The 15,839-nt window shown below is 63.2% G+C and carries 17 protein-coding genes; 8 read left to right on the top strand and 9 right to left on the bottom strand.

Going from position 1 to position 15,839, the window contains the following annotated elements; translation table 11 throughout:
- Positions 1 to 93: 93 nt before the first annotated feature.
- Positions 94 to 390, top strand: coding sequence for a metalloregulator ArsR/SmtB family transcription factor (locus MOV80_RS11360; protein ID WP_019100570.1), 297 nt, complete (start codon positions 94 to 96; stop codon positions 388 to 390).
- 125 nt (positions 391 to 515) lie between these two features.
- Here the strand turns inward: MOV80_RS11360 and MOV80_RS11355 are convergent, their stop codons facing one another.
- The 3 genes from MOV80_RS11355 to MOV80_RS11345 all read right to left on the bottom strand — a co-directional run bounded on the left by MOV80_RS11355 (position 516) and on the right by MOV80_RS11345 (position 2,291).
- Positions 516 to 746, bottom strand: a complete 231-nt coding sequence (locus MOV80_RS11355) for a hypothetical protein (RefSeq protein WP_019103844.1) — start codon at positions 744 to 746, stop codon at positions 516 to 518.
- Between the two features lie 133 nt (positions 747 to 879).
- On the bottom strand, positions 880 to 1,767 hold the full coding sequence (ubiA, locus tag MOV80_RS11350; RefSeq protein WP_249605111.1) for a 4-hydroxybenzoate octaprenyltransferase: 888 nt from the start codon (positions 1,765 to 1,767) through the stop codon (positions 880 to 882).
- Entirely contained in the window at positions 1,764 to 2,291 is a 528-nt protein-coding gene (locus MOV80_RS11345) for a chorismate lyase (RefSeq protein WP_232060416.1), read from the bottom strand. The genes ubiA and MOV80_RS11345 overlap by 4 nt, the downstream gene beginning before the upstream one ends.
- A gap of 133 nt (positions 2,292 to 2,424) precedes the next feature.
- On the opposite strand from MOV80_RS11345, the gene MOV80_RS11340 reads away from it, so the two are divergent.
- The 3 genes from MOV80_RS11340 (at position 2,425) to MOV80_RS11330 (ending at position 4,062) form a co-directional block, all read left to right on the top strand.
- Positions 2,425 to 2,781, top strand: coding sequence for a CidA/LrgA family protein (locus MOV80_RS11340; RefSeq protein WP_019103847.1), 357 nt, complete (start codon positions 2,425 to 2,427; stop codon positions 2,779 to 2,781).
- Complete coding sequence (locus MOV80_RS11335) at positions 2,774 to 3,490, top strand: LrgB family protein (RefSeq protein WP_249605110.1); 717 nt, start codon at positions 2,774 to 2,776, stop codon at positions 3,488 to 3,490. Before MOV80_RS11340 ends, MOV80_RS11335 begins: the two co-directional genes overlap by 8 nt.
- A gap of 113 nt (positions 3,491 to 3,603) precedes the next feature.
- The gene (locus tag MOV80_RS11330) at positions 3,604 to 4,062 is read left to right on the top strand and encodes a histidine phosphatase family protein (RefSeq protein WP_019103849.1); all 459 of its coding nucleotides are present in this window, start codon (positions 3,604 to 3,606) and stop codon (positions 4,060 to 4,062) included.
- Positions 4,063 to 4,121: 59 nt separating this feature from the next.
- Here MOV80_RS11330 and metE read toward each other — a convergent pair whose 3' ends face one another.
- Positions 4,122 to 6,413, bottom strand: a complete 2,292-nt coding sequence (gene metE / locus MOV80_RS11325) for a 5-methyltetrahydropteroyltriglutamate--homocysteine S-methyltransferase (protein WP_249605109.1) — start codon at positions 6,411 to 6,413, stop codon at positions 4,122 to 4,124.
- Between the two features lie 92 nt (positions 6,414 to 6,505).
- Between metE and MOV80_RS11320 the strand changes: the two genes are divergently transcribed.
- Complete coding sequence (locus tag MOV80_RS11320) at positions 6,506 to 7,435, top strand: LysR family transcriptional regulator (protein ID WP_275888064.1); 930 nt, start codon at positions 6,506 to 6,508, stop codon at positions 7,433 to 7,435.
- A gap of 141 nt (positions 7,436 to 7,576) precedes the next feature.
- Here the strand turns inward: MOV80_RS11320 and MOV80_RS11315 are convergent, their stop codons facing one another.
- The 5 genes from MOV80_RS11315 to glnA form a co-directional block, all read right to left on the bottom strand.
- The gene (locus MOV80_RS11315; RefSeq protein ID WP_019102297.1) at positions 7,577 to 8,317 is read right to left on the bottom strand and encodes a transporter substrate-binding domain-containing protein; all 741 of its coding nucleotides are present in this window, start codon (positions 8,315 to 8,317) and stop codon (positions 7,577 to 7,579) included.
- A gap of 29 nt (positions 8,318 to 8,346) precedes the next feature.
- A complete protein-coding gene (ntrC, locus tag MOV80_RS11310) occupies positions 8,347 to 9,804 on the bottom strand; it encodes a nitrogen regulation protein NR(I) (protein ID WP_019102296.1) in 1,458 nt (485 codons plus the stop codon).
- 68 nt (positions 9,805 to 9,872) lie between these two features.
- Positions 9,873 to 10,925 (bottom strand): nitrogen regulation protein NR(II), encoded by a 1,053-nt coding sequence (gene glnL / locus MOV80_RS11305; protein ID WP_249605108.1) that lies wholly within the window; start codon positions 10,923 to 10,925, stop codon positions 9,873 to 9,875.
- A 123-nt stretch (positions 10,926 to 11,048) separates the two neighbouring features.
- Positions 11,049 to 11,531, bottom strand: a complete 483-nt coding sequence (locus MOV80_RS11300) for a DUF4124 domain-containing protein (protein ID WP_039755391.1) — start codon at positions 11,529 to 11,531, stop codon at positions 11,049 to 11,051.
- A 110-nt stretch (positions 11,532 to 11,641) separates the two neighbouring features.
- A complete protein-coding gene (gene glnA / locus MOV80_RS11295) occupies positions 11,642 to 13,060 on the bottom strand; it encodes a glutamate--ammonia ligase (RefSeq protein WP_043591002.1) in 1,419 nt (472 codons plus the stop codon).
- A 374-nt stretch (positions 13,061 to 13,434) separates the two neighbouring features.
- Here glnA and MOV80_RS11290 point away from each other — a divergent pair, with 374 nt between their 5' ends.
- The 3 genes from MOV80_RS11290 to mtgA all read left to right on the top strand — a co-directional run bounded on the left by MOV80_RS11290 (position 13,435) and on the right by mtgA (position 15,697).
- Positions 13,435 to 13,887: a rhodanese-like domain-containing protein gene (locus MOV80_RS11290; protein WP_019102660.1), complete on the top strand. Its 453-nt coding sequence runs from the start codon at positions 13,435 to 13,437 to the stop codon at positions 13,885 to 13,887.
- Between the two features lie 192 nt (positions 13,888 to 14,079).
- Complete coding sequence (gene aroE, locus MOV80_RS11285; RefSeq protein ID WP_019102659.1) at positions 14,080 to 14,901, top strand: shikimate dehydrogenase; 822 nt, start codon at positions 14,080 to 14,082, stop codon at positions 14,899 to 14,901.
- A gap of 112 nt (positions 14,902 to 15,013) precedes the next feature.
- Entirely contained in the window at positions 15,014 to 15,697 is a 684-nt protein-coding gene (gene mtgA / locus MOV80_RS11280) for a monofunctional biosynthetic peptidoglycan transglycosylase (protein WP_081574695.1), read from the top strand.
- The last annotated feature ends 142 nt before the right edge of the window (positions 15,698 to 15,839 follow it).

Below are 15,839 nucleotides of genomic sequence, written 5' to 3'. Positions count from 1 at the left end.
TTCTGAATATTAGAAAATCTTGATGGTATTGGATTTTGTGTAGTATTGTACCGCAGTCAGACTAAATAAAATGACTCTACAGGGAGAGAAGCCTTGCTGTTCAACGATGACCAGATCGAGCAGACCTCGAGGGCGATGAAGGCCATGTCGCACCCGCTGCGTTTGAAGATCATATCGGTGCTGGAAGACCAGGAAGTGAGCGTGCAGGATATAGTCGAGCAGGTGGGCACGTCGCAGAGCAATATTTCTCAGCATTTGGCCATTATGCGCGACAAGGGCGTGTTGCGCACGCGCAAGGACGCGAACCGCGTTTATTACCGCGTTGGCGACATCCGCACGCTGGAGGTCTTGAAGATGATGCGAGAGGTGTTCTGTGGCTTCGGCGAATAAGTCGCCGCCCGGCTGAGGCCCGCGCCGGCGTCTGGCCGGCCCTATGATCGTACCCGGATATGAAAACGCCGCGGCTCGCCATGAGCCGCGGCGTTTTTGCGCTGGGCCGGCGGCCCGGCGGTCAATTACTTGGCGGCGGAAGCCGCCTTGTGTTCAGCTTTCTTTCCCGAATGCTTGTGGCCGGATTTCTTGTGGTGCGCGGGGGCCGAAGCGTGCTTCTTGTGGTGCTTTTTGGCGGCCTGCTTGTGTTCGGCCTTGTGCTCCATTTTCTTTTCGGCGGCGGGCGCGGACGCCGGGGTGGCGGCCAGGGCGCTGGTGGCGAAAGCAGCGGCGATCAGAGCGGAAATCAGTTTCATGATATGTCCTTTCTTGTGTGAAGCCGGTGGTGCATGTCGGCTGCAATTCCAAATGGGTGGAATATGCCTTTTCTGGGATTAAAGCCTTTTCGAAAAGTTCACAAAGATTCACATAATGTCGTCGCGCTGAGAATTATGTCATTGGGTTTTGCGGCAACCAGTAGCTGAGCGTCACGCCAACGAGGATGGCCGCGCCAACGCGGTTATTGTCGAGAAAAGCTTTGAAGCAGGCCGCTCGGTCGCGTTCCCGGATGTCCAGATATTGCCTGGCCATCAAGGCGGCGGAGACCAGCAGGGACAGGTAAAAAGGCCAGCCCAGCGCCAGGTGTCGCCCAATGCCGGCCATGAGCGCGAGAAATGCCGCGTGGAACAGCATAATGGCCAGAACGTCGTGGTCGCCGAATGTGATCGCCGAGGTCTTGATGCCGATCTTGAGATCGTCAGGCTTGTCGCTGATGGCATAGGCGGTGTCGTAGGCCAGCGTCCAGCAAGCGTTGGCCAGCAGCAGCAGCCAGGCCAGCATTGGAACGGCGCCGGTCTGGGCGGCGAAGGCCATCGGAATGCCGAAGGAGAAGGCCAGGCCCAGATAGGCTTGCGGCACCGGGAAGAAGCGCTTGGTGAAAGGGTAGCTTGCGGCGATGAACAGCGCCGGCACGCTCAAGAGCAGGGTCAGGCTGTTCAGCGGCAGGATCAGCAGCAGCGACAGCAGCGCCAGGCCGGCGGCCAGCAGCAAGGCTTCCTTCTTGCCAACCGCGCCGCGGGCGAACGGCCGTTGCCGGGTGCGTTCCACGTGGCCGTCGAAGTCGCGGTCCGCGTAATCGTTGATCACGCAGCCGGCCGAACGCATCAGAAAGGTGCCGATAATGAAGATCAGCACGATCAGCGGGTCGGGCCGGCCTTGGCCGGCGATCAGCAGCGCCCACAGCGTCGGCCACAGCAGCAGGAAGGTGCCGATGGGCTTGTCCATGCGCATCAGTTGCATGTAAACGGTCAAGCGTTCATTAAGGCGGGCGGCGTTCATAGCAAGAAATTCTCCAGCTCCGGCAAAAAGAGTTCGCACACCAGCAGCGGCGCTTGCCGCAGCAGGAAGCGGCAGCGCCGCGCCGGGTAGCTGGGGTGCGGGCTGAGTTGGGCCGCCGGCGCGAACAGCGGATGATCGGCGGCAATGAGGCGATAGCGCAGCGGGTCGCGCAGCAATTCCGGCAGGCCGCCGAACAATGTCAGACCCAGGGAGCGGCTGCCTCGGTCTAGAATGGGCTGCCAGGCCGCGCAGTCCAGGCGGGTGACGCTGCGGGCAAACACCACCGGGATGTCGTCTAGGGTCAGAGCCACCTCGCGCGCTTGCAGCGGCGCTCCGGCGGCCAGGCCGAGCTGCGGCGCCTCGTCTTCCAGGCAGACGTCGGGACCTTGCCGCAACACGCGCACGGCGAAGCGGCGACCAGTGCTTTGCAGCCGTTCGGTCAGCGAGCCGGCTTCGGTGAGGCAGGATTGCGCCGCGGCGGACAGCGCGGGCGGCTGAGGCAGCCAGAGAGGGGGATGGGACATGGCGCGCATTATGCCAAAGCCGGCGGGGGCTTGTCCCGCCCTTCTGCGGCGCGATGCGAGTCCATCTGTCTATCCCCAAGCGCGAGCCGGGGCATTATCATGACGTCATCAAGGCGGAAGGAGGAAAGATCGCATGATGGAGACGGCGCTGTGGCTGTTGGGCTATCAATTGGCGGGAGAAGTCTTGGCGCGCGGTTTGGGCGTGCCTGTGCCGGGGCCGGTCATGGGGATGTTGCTATTGTTCGCCACCTTGTGCGCGCGTCGCGGAGTGCCGACGACGCTGCAGACCCATGCGCCGCGCTTTCTTGCGCATATGTCCTTGCTGTTCATCCCTGCCGGCGGAGCGGTGCTGGCCTACCAGACGCTGTTGGCCGATTACGGCGCGCGCCTGGCGGCGGTGCTGGCCTTGTCGACGCTGACCACCTTGCTGGTGCCGGGACTGGCTTTGCATTGGATGCTGGGGCGACGGGGCGGAGGAGGAGATGATTAGCGCCGGAGTGTTGTCCGCGCTGCGGGAGTCGCCGCTGACGGGGGTTTTCGTCACCTTGCTGGCTTACCGCCTGGCCTTGGCGTTTAATCGCCGCTGTCGCGGCCATCCGCTGTCCAACCCTGTGTTGATCGGGGTATTGCTGGTGTTGGGCTGGCTGGTACTGACGCGCACCGATTACCGCCAGTACATGCAGGGCGCGCAGTGGATACAAATGTTGTTGGGTCCGGCGACGGTGGCTTTGGCGGTGCCCTTGTACGGCAACCTGAGCCGGCTCAAGCGCGCGGCGGGGCCGCTGGCCTTGAGCATTGTCTTGGGCGGGGTCACCGGCGTCGTCAGCGCGGTGGGCTTGGGTTGGCTATTTGGTTTGCCGCATGAGGTGCTGCTATCCCTGAGCACGCGGGCGGTGACCACGCCGATTGCGATGAGCGTGTCGCAAAGCATAGGCGGGGTGCCGGAATTGGCGGCGATGTGCGTGATCCTGTCCGGCATTTTTGGCGCGGTGGCGGCGCGGCCGCTGTTCAACGGTCTGCGTCTGCGCAACGACATGGCGCTGGGCGTGGCCACGGGGATTTCCGCGCATGGGATTGGAACGGCGCGGGTGTTTCAGTTGTCGGAGACAGCGGGCGCCTTCGCGGGCCTGGCAATGGGCTTGAACGGGGTGTTCACCGCTTTGTTGGTGCCTGTGTTACTGGCGCTGTTTCCCTTGTAGCGGGCCGGCGGCTTTTATTTCGTAGTCGCGCCAAGCCGCGCATCCCGCCTGGGGCGGGTGCTCGACTTGGCTCGCTTGCGCCTGGATTGAAAATATTTTAACGAGGGGTGTGTATGGATTTGATTTTGTGGCGCCACGCGGAGGCGGAGGACGGCTCCGATGACCTGGCAAGGGCGCTGACGCGGCGCGGGCAGCAGCAGGCAAGCCAGATGGCGGCTTGGTTGCGGGTGCGCCTGCCGCGCGATTATCTGCTGCTGGCCTCGGAGGCCAAGCGTTCGCAGCAGACAGCGGCCTTGCTGGCGAAAAGCTTTCAGACGGTGCCGGCGTTGAATCCGACGGCGTCGCCGGAAGAAGTGTTGGAGGCGATAGGCTGGCCGGAGGCGAACCGCACCGTGGTGTTGGTTGGCCATCAGCCTTATATCGGCTGGTTGACGTCCGCCCTGTTGTCGGAGCAGCAGCAATTGTGGAGCGTGAAGAAGGGGTCGATCTGGTGGTTGAGTCACCGCGACCGCCACGGCATCGAGCAGACGCGTTTGAAGGCGATGATGACGCCGGGCATGTTGCAGCCTTGAATCGGCACTTGAAAAGGCCCCTCGAGCGAGGGGCCTTTTTCTTGTCAGTGTCAAACGTTTCAGACGGTGGCGTCGGCCTCCTGAGCTAGACGCCGACGCAGCGTCTTGCTGACCTTGACCATGCTTGAGAGCGCAGCCTCCACCTCGGGCCAGCCGCGGGTTTTCAGGCCGCAGTCGGGGTTGACCCACAGTTTTTCCGGTTCGATCACCTGCAGCGCCTTTTCCAGCAGTTGTTGGATTTCGGCTTCAGGCGGCACTCGCGGGCTGTGGATATCGTAGACGCCGGGGCCGATGGCGTTGGGGTAGCGGAAGTGGCCGAAGTCCTGCAGCAGCTCCATGTCCGAACGCGAGGTTTCGATGGTGATCACGTCGGCGTCCAGCGCGGCGATGGCCGGCAGAATGTCACCGAACTCGGAATAGCACATATGGGTGTGAATCTGGGTGGAGTCCGCCACGCCGTGGCAAGACAGCCGGAAGGCATGGCCGGCCCAGTCCAGGTAGGCGGCGCGATCGGCGCGCTTCAGCGGCAGTCCTTCGCGGATGGCAGGCTCGTCGATCTGGATCACGCGGATGCCGGCGGCCTCCAAGTCGCGTACCTCGTCGTTCAGCGCCAGGGCGATCTGACGGCAGACTTCGTCGCGCGGCAGGTCGTCACGGACAAAGCTCCATTGCAGGATCGTGACCGGTCCGGTGAGCATGCCCTTGACCGGACGGGAGGTCAGGCTTTGTGCGTATTCCGCCCATTCCACGGTCATCGGCTGCGGCCGCGCCACGTCGCCGAACAAAATGGGCGGCTTCACGCAGCGGCTGCCGTAGCTTTGCACCCAGCCGCCGGCGGTGAACACGAAACCGGACAACTGTTCGCCGAAATATTCCACCATATCGTTGCGCTCGGCCTCGCCGTGCACCAGCACGTCGATGTCCAGCGCCTCCTGGCGGCGTATCGCCAGTTCGATTTCCTGCTGCATCGCCTGGCGGTAGGCGTCGGCGGACAATTCGCCGCGCTTGAAGGCGGCCCGGGCACCGCGGATGGCCGCGGTTTGCGGGAAGGAGCCTATGGTGGTGGTGGGCAGCAGCGGCAGTTTGAGCCAGGCTTGCTGCGCGGCGGCGCGAACGGGATAGGCGCTGTGGCGGCGGTCGGCGTCGGCCGGCAGGTCGGCCAGCCGCTGCTGGACTTCGGGGCGGTGGATCAGCGGGCTGGCGGCGCGTTGCTGGCGGGCGTAGTCGCTGCCGGCCAATTCATTGGCAATGGCGTCGCGGCCTTGCTCCACGCCGCGTTTCAGCACTTTCAGCTCATTAAGCTTTTGCACCGCGAAGGCCAGCCAGGTTTTGACGTCGACGTCGAGCTGGGTTTCCGCGGCCAGGTCGAAGGGCGTATGCAGCAGCGAGCAACTGGGAGCGATCCACAGGCGCTCGCCCAAATCGGCCGCAAGGGGTTGCAGACTGGCCAGCACGCGGGACAGATCGGCGCGCCAGATGTTGCGACCGTCGATGACGCCGGCGGACAGTACCTTGTCTTGCGGCCAGCCCTCGGCGAAAGCCGCCAGTTGCAGCGGCGCGCGCACCAAGTCCAGGTGCAGGCCGGCTACCGGCAAGCGTTGCAGCAGTTCGGCATGCTCGGCGACGCTGCCGAAGTAGGTGGCCAGCAGCAGCCGCAGCGGAGAGTCTTGCAATTGGCGATAAGCGGGTTCGAAGGCGGCCAGCCATTCCGACGGCAGATCCAGGGTCAGGATGGGTTCGTCGATCTGCACCCATTCCACTTTCGCCGCCGCCAACGCGGCCAGAACGTCGCGGTAGGCTTGCAGCAGGGCGGGCAGCAGGGGCAGCTTGTCCAGGCCGGCGTGCTTGGCCTTGCCCAGCCACAGCAGCGACAGCGGCCCCAGCAGCACCGGCTTGGCGCGCAGGCCCAGCGCCTGGGCTTCTCGAACTTGTGCCAGCAAGCGCTCAGGCTGGGCTTGGAATGCGGTGTCGGCATGCCATTCCGGCACCAGGTAGTGGTAGTTGGTGTCGAACCATTTAGTCATTTCCAGCGCCGGCTGGCCGGCATTGCCGCGCGCCAGCTGGAAATACTGCTCTGTGCTCAGCTTGGAGGCGTCGAAGCCGAAGCGCGGCGGCACCGCTCCCACCAGCAGTTGCGCGTCCAGCACGTGGTCGTACAAGGAGAAGTCGCCTACCGGGGACAATTCAACGCCGGCGCCTTTTTGCAACAGCCAATGGCGCTGGCGCAGTTCACGCGCGCCGCCCAGCAGCGCGGCTTCGTCGATTTCGTTTTTCCAGTAGTTTTCCAGCAGGGTCTTCAGTTCGCGCTTGGCGCCGATGCGGGGAAAGCCGAGCAGGTGCAGGGTGGTCATGGTGGACTCCTTCGTTCGTGATGTCCCTAGCATTACGCAAGCTGTTGTATGATACAAACTCATTATTTTGCCATTTAACATGAAATGAATTCATAATGAGCTTTCTGGAGATTAGACATCTGCGCACCCTGTTGGCGCTGGCCGAAACCGGCAGCGTGTCCTTGGCCGCCAGTCGCTTGTTCCTGACCCAGTCCGCGCTTTCGCACCAGCTCAAACAGTTGGAGCAGGGCTACGGCATGAGCTTGTTCGAGCGCAAGACCCAGCCGCTGCGCTTCACCGCCGCCGGGGAAAGGCTGTTGGCGCTGGCGCATGATCTGAACGCCAGGGTGGCCGCGGCGGAGCGCGATCTGGCGCGTCTGCGGCAGGGGGAGGTCGGCGAACTGAGGGTGGCGGTGGAGTGCCATACCTGCTTTGACTGGCTGATGCCGGCGATGGACGCGTTTCGCCAGCATTGGCCGGGCGTTGAGCTGGATATCGTGTCCGGCTTTCACACCGATCCGGTTAGCCTGCTGCTGAGCCATCGCGCCGATCTGGCCATCGTGTCCGAGGCGGAGCCGCAGGCCGGCATCGATTACCAGCCGCTGTTCGCTTATGAAATGGTGGGCATCGTGGCGCGGGATCATCCGCTGGCGAACAAGCGCTGCTGGCTGGCGGAGGACTTTGCCGGAGAAACGCTGATCCATTACCCCGTGCCGGACGAAATGCTGGACCTGGTGCGCAAGGTATTGCGCCCGGCGGGCGTCAACCCGGCGAGGCGCAGCAGCGAGCTGACCATCGCCATCATCCAGCTGGTGGCCAGCCGCCGCGGGGTGGCGGCTTTGCCGTATTGGGCGGTCAAACCCTATCTGGAGCGCGGCTACGTGGTGGCGCGGCCAATAGGCGAACGCGGCTTGAGCAGCGAGTTGTACGCCGCGGTGCGCGGCGACGACGGCGGCCTGGCCTATATGCAGGATTTTCTGGCCACGGTGAGGGAGCAGAGTTTCGCCACCTTGCCAGGGCTGACGCCGCTGGGCGCGGCTTGACTTGGGGCCTGTTTACGATCTGCTGCGCGTTGGTGGAGAGATTGCGCGATGAGCGGCGTCTTCGAAATGCGCATGTGCCACTTGACCATTCCGTTCTACTCAGCCGCTTTCGCCTTAGCTCGCGAGATCGTAAACAGGTTCTTAGGGCAGGTCCAGTTGCCGGCGCAGCGACGGCAATTGACTCCAGACGCAGCGCATGCGTTCCGGATGCGCCTGGCCGTAAGCTTTGGCGAACACTAGATAATTGTTTTCGGTTTTTAGCGGCGGCAGCAGTTTTTTCATGCGCAGCTGCGGGTGTTGCGCCAGATAAGCGTCGCCGCCGGGCTCGTGCATGGCGAAGGCGGCGATGCGGCCCGCCTGCAATTTGGCGAAATTCTCCTCCAGATCCGCGCCGGCCTCGGTGGGAATTCGGCGGGCCTTCAACACGCGGGTGACGGACCAGCCTCGATTAACGCCGACGCTGTCGTCCTCGGGCAGGTCCAGCCGATAGCCGTCCCAACGCAGCGTTGAATCTTGAGGAACGTAGAGCACGTAGGAGAGGGCCGTCAGCCTGAGCCGGCTGTCCGCTGACCCGTCGCGCATTGGGTAGAGCATCTGTTTGGCGCGGTCGGTTTGGAAGGACAGCATGGCGGCGGCGTCGGCCTGGTTCAGGGCCAGGCCGCGCAACAGCCGTCGCGCCGGCAGTTGTCGGAACTGCGCGTTCAGGCCGCAATGTTCCGCCGCTTGCCGCGTGAGGTCGATCACGGGGCCGGATAGTTGTGTGGAGGTATGCTGGATGAAGGGGGCAGGTTCGGCGCTACCGACGACGATGCGCAAGAGGGGGGCCGCATGGACCCACCCGCCGGCCAGCAGGGTGAGCAGCGCTAGCGTGGACTTGGACATGGGTAGGTCCTTGCGGAATGATCATGGATTCATTTTATGAGCCCGAGATCGGCCTTGTCATGGATTTCATCCGCATGAGCTTCCAAACCCAACTCCTGGATCTTGCGAGTCAGCGTGTTGCGACCCCAGCCCAGCAGGTGAGCGGCTTCCACTTTGCGGCCGCCGGTGTGGGCCAGGCCGCTGCGGATGCAACTGATCTCGAAGCGGCGGGTCAGTTCGTCGATGATGCCGACCTCGCCGGCGCGCAGACGGCGGCTGACTTCCTCCGCCAGCAATTGCGGCCAGTCCAGTTGCCCGGTTTCGGCGCCGCCGGGATGGCGGGCGCCGGCGGAGGGATCGCGCAGCTCCTGGGGCAGGTCGGCCGCTTCCACGGTTTGGCCGGGCGCCATCACGCTAATCCACTGACACAGATTCTCCAGCTCGCGCACATTGCCGGAGAACAGGCTGTGTTTGACTACCTCCATGGCGGCATCGCTGAGTCGCTTGGGCTCCACGCCCAACTGGGTGGCGCTTTTGGTCAGGAAGTGGCGGGCCAGCAGCGGGATATCTTCGCGCCGTTCGCGCAGCGGGGGCAGCCGCAGGCGGATCACGTTCAGGCGGTGGTAGAGGTCTTCGCGGAACTGGCCGTCGCGCACACGCTGTTCCAGGTTTTGGTGGGTGGCGGCGATGACACGGACGTTGGCCTTGATCGGGGTGTGGCCGCCGACGCGGTAGAAGTGGCCGTCGGACAGCACGCGCAGCAAACGGGTCTGCAGCTCGGTGGGCATGTCGCCGATCTCGTCCAGGAACAGCGTGCCGCCCTCGGCCTCCTCGAAGCGGCCGCGGCGGGTGGCTTGCGCGCCGGTGAACGCGCCTTTCTCATGGCCGAACAGTTCCGACTCCAGCAAGTCCTTGGGGATGGCGGCGGTATTGAGCGCGATGAAGGGTTTGCCGGCGCGCACAGAGTGGCGGTGCAGGGCTTCGGCCACGCGCTCCTTGCCGGTGCCGGATTCGCCGGTGATCAGCACGGTGACGTTGGACTGCGATAGCCGGCCGATGGCGCGGAATACGTCCTGCATCGCCGGAGCCTGGCCCAGCAGCACCGGCATCGCCTCCTGATGATCGCTGACCGCGATGTCCGGGCGGCTTTCCGCCAGCGCGCGTTCGATCAGCAGCACCGCCTGATCGACGTCGAAGGGCTTGGGTAGGTATTCAAAGGCGCCGCCCTGGAAGGCCGCCACCGCGGAATCCAGGTCGGAGTGCGCGGTCATGATGATGACCGGCAGCGCCGGGTGCTCGGCTTTGACCTTGGACAGGAATTTCAGCCCGTCGGTGCCCGGCATGCGGATATCCGAAATAATGACTTGCGGAGCGCGGTCGTACAGCGCGTTCAGCGCGTCGTCGGCGCTGGCGAAACTGTCGAAGCCGATGCCGGCGCGTCCCAGCGCTTTTTCCAGCACCCAGCGTATTGCCTTGTCGTCGTCAATAATCCATACCGCTTGGTTCATCGCGAAATCCTTGTGCTCGGCGCCGCCGGCGAAGCGGGCGGCGGCAATGTGTTTGTGGGCGGGCCGGCTCAGTCCGTGGCGAAAGGCAGCGTCACGGTGAAGCAGGTCTGTCCCGGCCGGGAGTCGAATTCGATGTTGCCGCCGTGCTGGTGGACGAAGGCCTGGGCCAGGGTCAGGCCCAGGCCGGTGCCTTCGGCACGGCCGGTGACCAGCGGGTAGAAGACATGGTCCTTGATCTCGTCGGGGATGCCGGGGCCGTCGTCGATGATCTGCAATTTCAATGCCAGGGTGTGGCGTTTGCGCGCCAGCGTCACCTGGCGCGCCACTCGGGTGCGCAGAATCAATTCGCCGCGGCCCTTCATCGCCTGAATCGCGTTCTTGACGATGTTGAGCGCTACCTGGATCAGTTGTTCCTTGTCTGCCACCAATTGCGGCAGGCTGGTGTCGTAGTCGCGGCGAATCTGCAGGCCTTGCGGGTATTCCGCCAGCGCGATGCTGCGCACGCGCTCCAGCACTTCGTGGATATTGATCTCGCCGCGAACATGGCTGCGGTGCGGCGCCAGCAGCCGGTCGACCAACGATTGCAGCCGCAGCGCCTCCTCCTTGATCACCGCGGTGTATTCTTTCAGCTCCGGGCGATCCAGCAGTTCGTGCTCCAGCAACTGCGCCGCGCCGCGAATGCCTCCCAGCGGGTTTTTGATCTCATGGGCCAGGTTGCGGATCAGTTCGCGGTTGGCCTGGTGTTGCAGCAGCAGCCGTTCTTCGTTGGCGATTTTCAACTGCTGATCCAGCGGCCGCAACTCGATCAACGCCAGCCCGCCGTCCGCGTCCACCGGGGCGACCGACAGCGCGATGTGCAGCGGCTGCTCGCTGTGCTGCGGGACCAGTTCCAAGTCGTGCTCGATGAAGCTGGCGTTGTGGCGCAGCGCGGTGGACAGCGCCTGACGCAGCGCCGGGCAGGGCTGGAACAGATCGAACAGGCTGTGGCGCAGCAATTCGCGGCTACCGAGCGCCAGCAGGTTTTCGCAAGCGGGATTGACGAAATACAGCGCGCCGTCGGGATCGACGATCAGCACGGGGGTGTCCAGCAGTTCTAGTCCGGCGAAGCTGGTCGGCGGCATGGTGCGGTGTGTCCTGTTAGGCTGGGGCGAAGGGCTTGCGCAGGCTGAGCAAAATTCGGGCCATGCCCGCGCGCCCGGGAATGGCCCATTCATCGTCAGTATGCACCAATGTGGTGCGTCAAACTAGTTCTGCCCCAGCTCGCGGCGCAAGGCTTCCACGTTTTTCTGGCGGTCGGTGACTTCGTCCTGCAGCTTCTGCACCCGGTTCAGGTATTTCTGGTAGTTGCGGGTTTCGTCGCCGTTGCGGGTGGCTTTGCCGTCGGCCAACGCTTTTTCCGCTTCGGTCAGCGCTTTCTGCTCATTGGCCAGCTCCTGCTCCAGGATCTTGCGGCGGCCGTTGTCGCGCTGCTTCTGGGTGCCGGGGTCGACGCTGGGGTAGCTGCCGGCGGGCTTGGCGTCGCCGTTCCCGCCGCTGCTGTTGCCGGGGGCATTGTTTTTCTTGTGTTGGCTAGGATAGGAAGAGAGCGGATTGAGCCGGATTGCCTGCGCGCCGCGAATCGGCACATTGGTGAAAGTGACGTTGCCGTCTTTGTCCACGTACTTGTAAACAGTGGCTTGAGCAGAGGCGCTCAGCAACAGCATCAGACAAAGCGATAGAGTTTTCATGGGCGGCGTGTCGAGTTCCGGGTTTAAGCACTGCAATGATATGCAAATCCGCCGGACAAGTCATATATGAAAACGGCAGCCCAGGGGCTGCCGTTTTTCGTCGCGCCGTTTTACAGCGAGTAATACATCGCGAATTCCACCGGGTGGGTGGTCATGCGGGTCAGGTTGACTTCCTGCATTTTCAGCTCGATGTAGGCGTCGATCCAGTCATTGGAGAACACGCCGCCGCGGGTCAGGAATTCGCGGTCTTTGTCCAGAGCGGCCAGGGCCTCGTCCAGGCTGGCGCACACGGTCGGGATCAGCTTATCTTCTTCCGGCGGCAGATCGTACAGGTTCTTGTCCGCGGCGTCGCCCGGGTGAATCTTGTTCTGGATGCCGTCCAGGCCGGCCATCAGCAGCGCGGAGAAGCACAGGTAGGGGTTGGCCAATGGGTCCGGGAAGCGCGCCTCGATACGGCGGCCCTTGGGGCTGGCCACGTGCGGGATGCGGATGGAGGCGGAGCGGTTCTTGGCGGAATAGGCCAGCTTCACCGGCGCTTCGTAGTGCGGCACCAGGCGTTTGTAAGAGTTGGTGCCCGGGTTGGTGATCGCGTTCAACGCCTTGGCGTGCTTGATGATGCCGCCGATGTAGTAAAGCGCGGTTTCGGACAGGCCGGCGTAGCCGTCGCCTGCGAACAGGTTCTTGCCGTCCTTCCAGATGGACTGGTGAACATGCATGCCGGAGCCGTTGTCGCCGACGATGGGCTTGGGCATGAAGGTGGCGGTTTTGCCGTAGCTGTGAGCCACGTTGTGCACCACGTATTTCAGAATCTGGGTCCAATCCGCGCGCTGGGTGAGCGTGCTGAACTTGGTGCCGATCTCGTTCTGGCCGGCAGTGGCCACTTCGTGGTGGTGAACTTCCACGGGGATGCCCAGTTCTTCCAGTAGTAACACCATGGCGGAGCGGATGTCTTGGGAGGAGTCCACCGGCGGCACCGGGAAGTAACCGCCTTTAATGCCGGGGCGGTGGCCCATATTGCCGCCCTCGAACTCCTCGGCGGAGGCCCAGGCGGCTTCTTCCGCCTTGATCTTGACGAAGCAGCCGGACATGTCGGTGCCCCAGGTCACGCTGTCGAAGATGAAGAATTCCGGTTCCGGGCCGAAGTAGGCGGTGTCGCCCAGTCCGGAGGCTTTCAGATAGGCTTCGGCGCGCTTGGCGATGGAGCGCGGGTCGCGGTCGTAGCCCTTGCCGTCGGCCGGGTCGATCACATCGCAGTGCATGAAGACAGTGGGTTCGTCGTAGAACGGGTCGATGCGGGCGGTGGCCGGGTCGGCCATCAGCAGCATGTCGGATGCCTGGATGCCTTTCCAGCCTGCGATCGAGGAGCCGTCGAAAGCGTGGCCGTGTTCGAACCATGCGTCCGGATCGTCCAGCAGGACATGGGCCGGAATCGACACGTGTTGTTCTTTGCCGCGGGTGTCGGTAAAGCGCAGGTCGATGAACTTGACATCATTTTCGGTAATCAGCTTGACTACGTCTGCAACCGCCATGGTTTTCTCCTGAAAGGCTACATGCATCATGTGCGAATGAGTGGATGGCTAGCGCTTAAGCATTAAGCGTGCCAGCTTTGAAATCGCTGAGATTCCATTGTGTCATAGCCCAAAACCGGGCGCTAGCGAAGTTGAATGAACCAGGGTGGTGCCTGGGTCTGGTTGATGCACCAAAATAGGGCGTTGACGGCGTTGCGGCCGTCTTCGTCGATATGGATAATCCGTATATAAGGTAACAAGAGCGGCTCACAAAACCCCGCTGAGAGTCGGTTCAATGTCTGCTGCGCTGAACAGGTTCTAAGATGTTAAGGCCGGTCGGCGCAGCATCGGGGGGAGCGGCTAAACAAAGCGGCCCGGCCGCGAGGAGAGCATGCATGGATCAGATGACGCAGCTATTGCAGCAGGCTCAGCGCCGAGGGGAAGAACAGGGCTTGCCCTATCGCGGTGCCTTGACGCCGCAGGAGGCGCATCAGTTGAAACAAGCCATGCCGGAAGCGGTGCTGCTGGATGTGCGCAGTGCGGCGGAATGGCAGTTCGTTGGCGTGGTGCCCTATGCCCAGCGGCTGGAATGGCGCAGCTTTCCCGGCATGCAGCCCAATCCGCGTTTCCTCGAGCAATTGCAGAGCATGTTGCCCAAGGGGGGCGTACTGATGCTGATGTGCCGATCCGGCGTGCGCTCCGACGAGGTGGCGCGCATGGCAGCCGCCGCCGGCTTCACCGAGGCCTACAACGTGTTGGAGGGTTTTGAAGGCGACAAGGACGCCGCAGGCCACCGCAACACCGTGGGGGGCTGGAAAGCGCGCGGGCTGCCCTGGCAACAAGGCTGAACCGGGAGCTGCGCGGCGATGTCGTGGTTGATGTTTGGCGTATTCCACGGCAAAGTGTCATAGCGCCGCCGCTACGTCGGCGCGGACGCGGCGAGAGCCGCCAACAAAGCCAAGCGCGACGCGGCGCGAGGGTTTTGTTAGCCACTCTCTAATCCGATACCAAAAACATACCCAATCTTGGAAAACTGACTCATGACCGACCGTTACGCCGTTATCGGCAATCCTGTTTCGCACAGCCAGTCACCGTTCATCCATAATGAATTCGCGGCGGCCACCGGCCAGGATATCGCTTACGACAAATTGTTCGCGGAACTGGGGCGTTTCAACGACGTGGTGGCCGAGTTCGTCGCCGCCGGCGGCAAGGGCCTCAACATTACGCTGCCGTTCAAGGGGGACGCTTACCGTTTCGCCAACGAACTGACCGAGCGCGCCCGCGCGGCGGAAGCGGTCAACACCTTGTGCTTCCGCGATGGCAAGATCTACGGCGACAATACCGACGGCGTGGGCCTTGTGCGCGACATCGTCGATAATCTGGACTACCCGATCGCCGGCGCCAAGGTGCTGATTCTAGGAGCCGGCGGCGCGGTGCGCGGCGTGCTGGAACCCATCCTGGCGCAAAAGCCGGCCTCCCTGACCATCGCCAACCGCACGCTGATCAAGGCCGAGGCGTTGGCGCACCACTTCGCGCCCTGGGGCAAGGTGGAGGCGATCGGCTACGAGCAATTGAAGGGCCGCAGCTTCGACATCGTGATCAACGCCACCTCGACCAGCCTCAGCAATGAACTGCCGCCGATTCCCTACGGCCTGTTCACCGCGCGCACTCTGGCTTACGACATGGTGTACAGCAAGGGCCTGACCCCCTTCCTGCAGCGCGCGCAGGCGGAAAACGCCGGCATGCTGGCCGACGGCCTGGGCATGCTGGTGGAGCAGGCGGCCGAATCCTTCTCCATTTGGCGCGGCGTGGAGCCGGCCACCCGCAAAGTGACTAATATGCTGCGCGAAGTGCTGGCCTGACGCTTCCCGGAGCCGGCCGGGCCGGCGCCGGAAGCGCGGCGCCGCCGGTTTCCTCCCGCGGTTTGAATCCCAATTCCCCCGCCTTGCGGGGGCTCGCTTCGCGAGTCAGATAATGCGTCTCTTCCTGAAAGTGCTGGCGGCCCTGATGGCCGCCTTTCTGCTGTATAACCTGTGGATCTTCGGCCATATCGTCTATTGGCGCAGCCACAATCCGTCGGCCAGTTCCTTCATGAACGAACAGCTGGCCAAGCTGCAGCAGGAGGATCCCGAAGCGGAGTTGCGCCACAAATGGGTGAGTTACGAGCAGATTTCTCCCAATCTCAAGCGCGCGCTGATCGCATCCGAGGACGCCAAGTTCGTCGATCACGAGGGATTCGACTGGGATGGCATTGAGGCCGCGTTCGAAAAAAACTTGAAGAAGGGCAAGATCGTCGCCGGCGGCTCCACCATCAGCCAGCAACTGGCCAAGAATTTGTTCCTGTCCAGCAGCAAGACGCCGTGGCGTAAGCTGGAGGAAGCCTTGATCACGGTGATGCTGGAGGCGGTGCTGGACAAGCGGCGCATCTTCGAAATTTACCTGAACGTGATCGAATGGGGCAACGGCGTGTTTGGCGCGGAGGCGGCGTCGCGCCATTACTACCGCAGCAGCGCCGCGCGGCTGTCCTCGGCGCAGGCGGCCAAGCTGGCGGCGATGGTGCCCAATCCGCGCTATTACGACACCCATCGCGCCGCGCCGGGCCTGGCGCGCAAGACCCGCATCATCCAGCGGCGCATGAGCTATGTGGAACTGCCATGAGCGTCCGGAGAGCGGATTGGAGCGGCGCAGGCGGCATGTTACAATCGCGACTTTCTTTTTAGAGCGCGCCATGCGCGAGGCATGGCGGCTACGCAATGGACTTACCCAGTTACCCCGTAATCCAATCCCGATTTACCGTTAG

This window comes from Chromobacterium sp. IRSSSOUMB001 (assembly GCF_023507765.1).
Classification (GTDB): Bacteria; Pseudomonadota; Gammaproteobacteria; order Burkholderiales; family Chromobacteriaceae; genus Chromobacterium; species Chromobacterium haemolyticum.
This window is presented reverse-complemented; position numbering and strand designations above follow the sequence as displayed.

Bases quoted from the DNA above. Each gene is read 5' to 3' on its own strand.
- MOV80_RS11355 (WP_019103844.1), bottom strand. From the start codon at position 746: ATGAAACTGATTTCCGCTCTGATCGCCGCTGCTTTCGCCACCAGCGCC.
- ubiA (WP_249605111.1), bottom strand. From the start codon at position 1,767: ATGAACGCCGCCCGCCTTAATGAACGCTTGACCGTTTACATGCAACTG.
- MOV80_RS11345 (WP_232060416.1), bottom strand. From the start codon at position 2,291: ATGTCCCATCCCCCTCTCTGGCTGCCTCAGCCGCCCGCGCTGTCCGCC.
- MOV80_RS11340 (WP_019103847.1), top strand. From the start codon at position 2,425: ATGATGGAGACGGCGCTGTGGCTGTTGGGCTATCAATTGGCGGGAGAA.
- MOV80_RS11335 (WP_249605110.1), top strand. From the start codon at position 2,774: ATGATTAGCGCCGGAGTGTTGTCCGCGCTGCGGGAGTCGCCGCTGACG.
- MOV80_RS11330 (WP_019103849.1), top strand. From the start codon at position 3,604: ATGGATTTGATTTTGTGGCGCCACGCGGAGGCGGAGGACGGCTCCGAT.
- metE (WP_249605109.1), bottom strand. From the start codon at position 6,413: ATGACCACCCTGCACCTGCTCGGCTTTCCCCGCATCGGCGCCAAGCGC.
- MOV80_RS11315 (WP_019102297.1), bottom strand. From the start codon at position 8,317: ATGTCCAAGTCCACGCTAGCGCTGCTCACCCTGCTGGCCGGCGGGTGG.
- ntrC (WP_019102296.1), bottom strand. From the start codon at position 9,804: ATGAACCAAGCGGTATGGATTATTGACGACGACAAGGCAATACGCTGG.
- glnL (WP_249605108.1), bottom strand. From the start codon at position 10,925: ATGCCGCCGACCAGCTTCGCCGGACTAGAACTGCTGGACACCCCCGTG.
- MOV80_RS11300 (WP_039755391.1), bottom strand. From the start codon at position 11,531: ATGAAAACTCTATCGCTTTGTCTGATGCTGTTGCTGAGCGCCTCTGCT.
- glnA (WP_043591002.1), bottom strand. From the start codon at position 13,060: ATGGCGGTTGCAGACGTAGTCAAGCTGATTACCGAAAATGATGTCAAG.
- MOV80_RS11290 (WP_019102660.1), top strand. From the start codon at position 13,435: ATGGATCAGATGACGCAGCTATTGCAGCAGGCTCAGCGCCGAGGGGAA.
- aroE (WP_019102659.1), top strand. From the start codon at position 14,080: ATGACCGACCGTTACGCCGTTATCGGCAATCCTGTTTCGCACAGCCAG.
- mtgA (WP_081574695.1), top strand. From the start codon at position 15,014: ATGCGTCTCTTCCTGAAAGTGCTGGCGGCCCTGATGGCCGCCTTTCTG.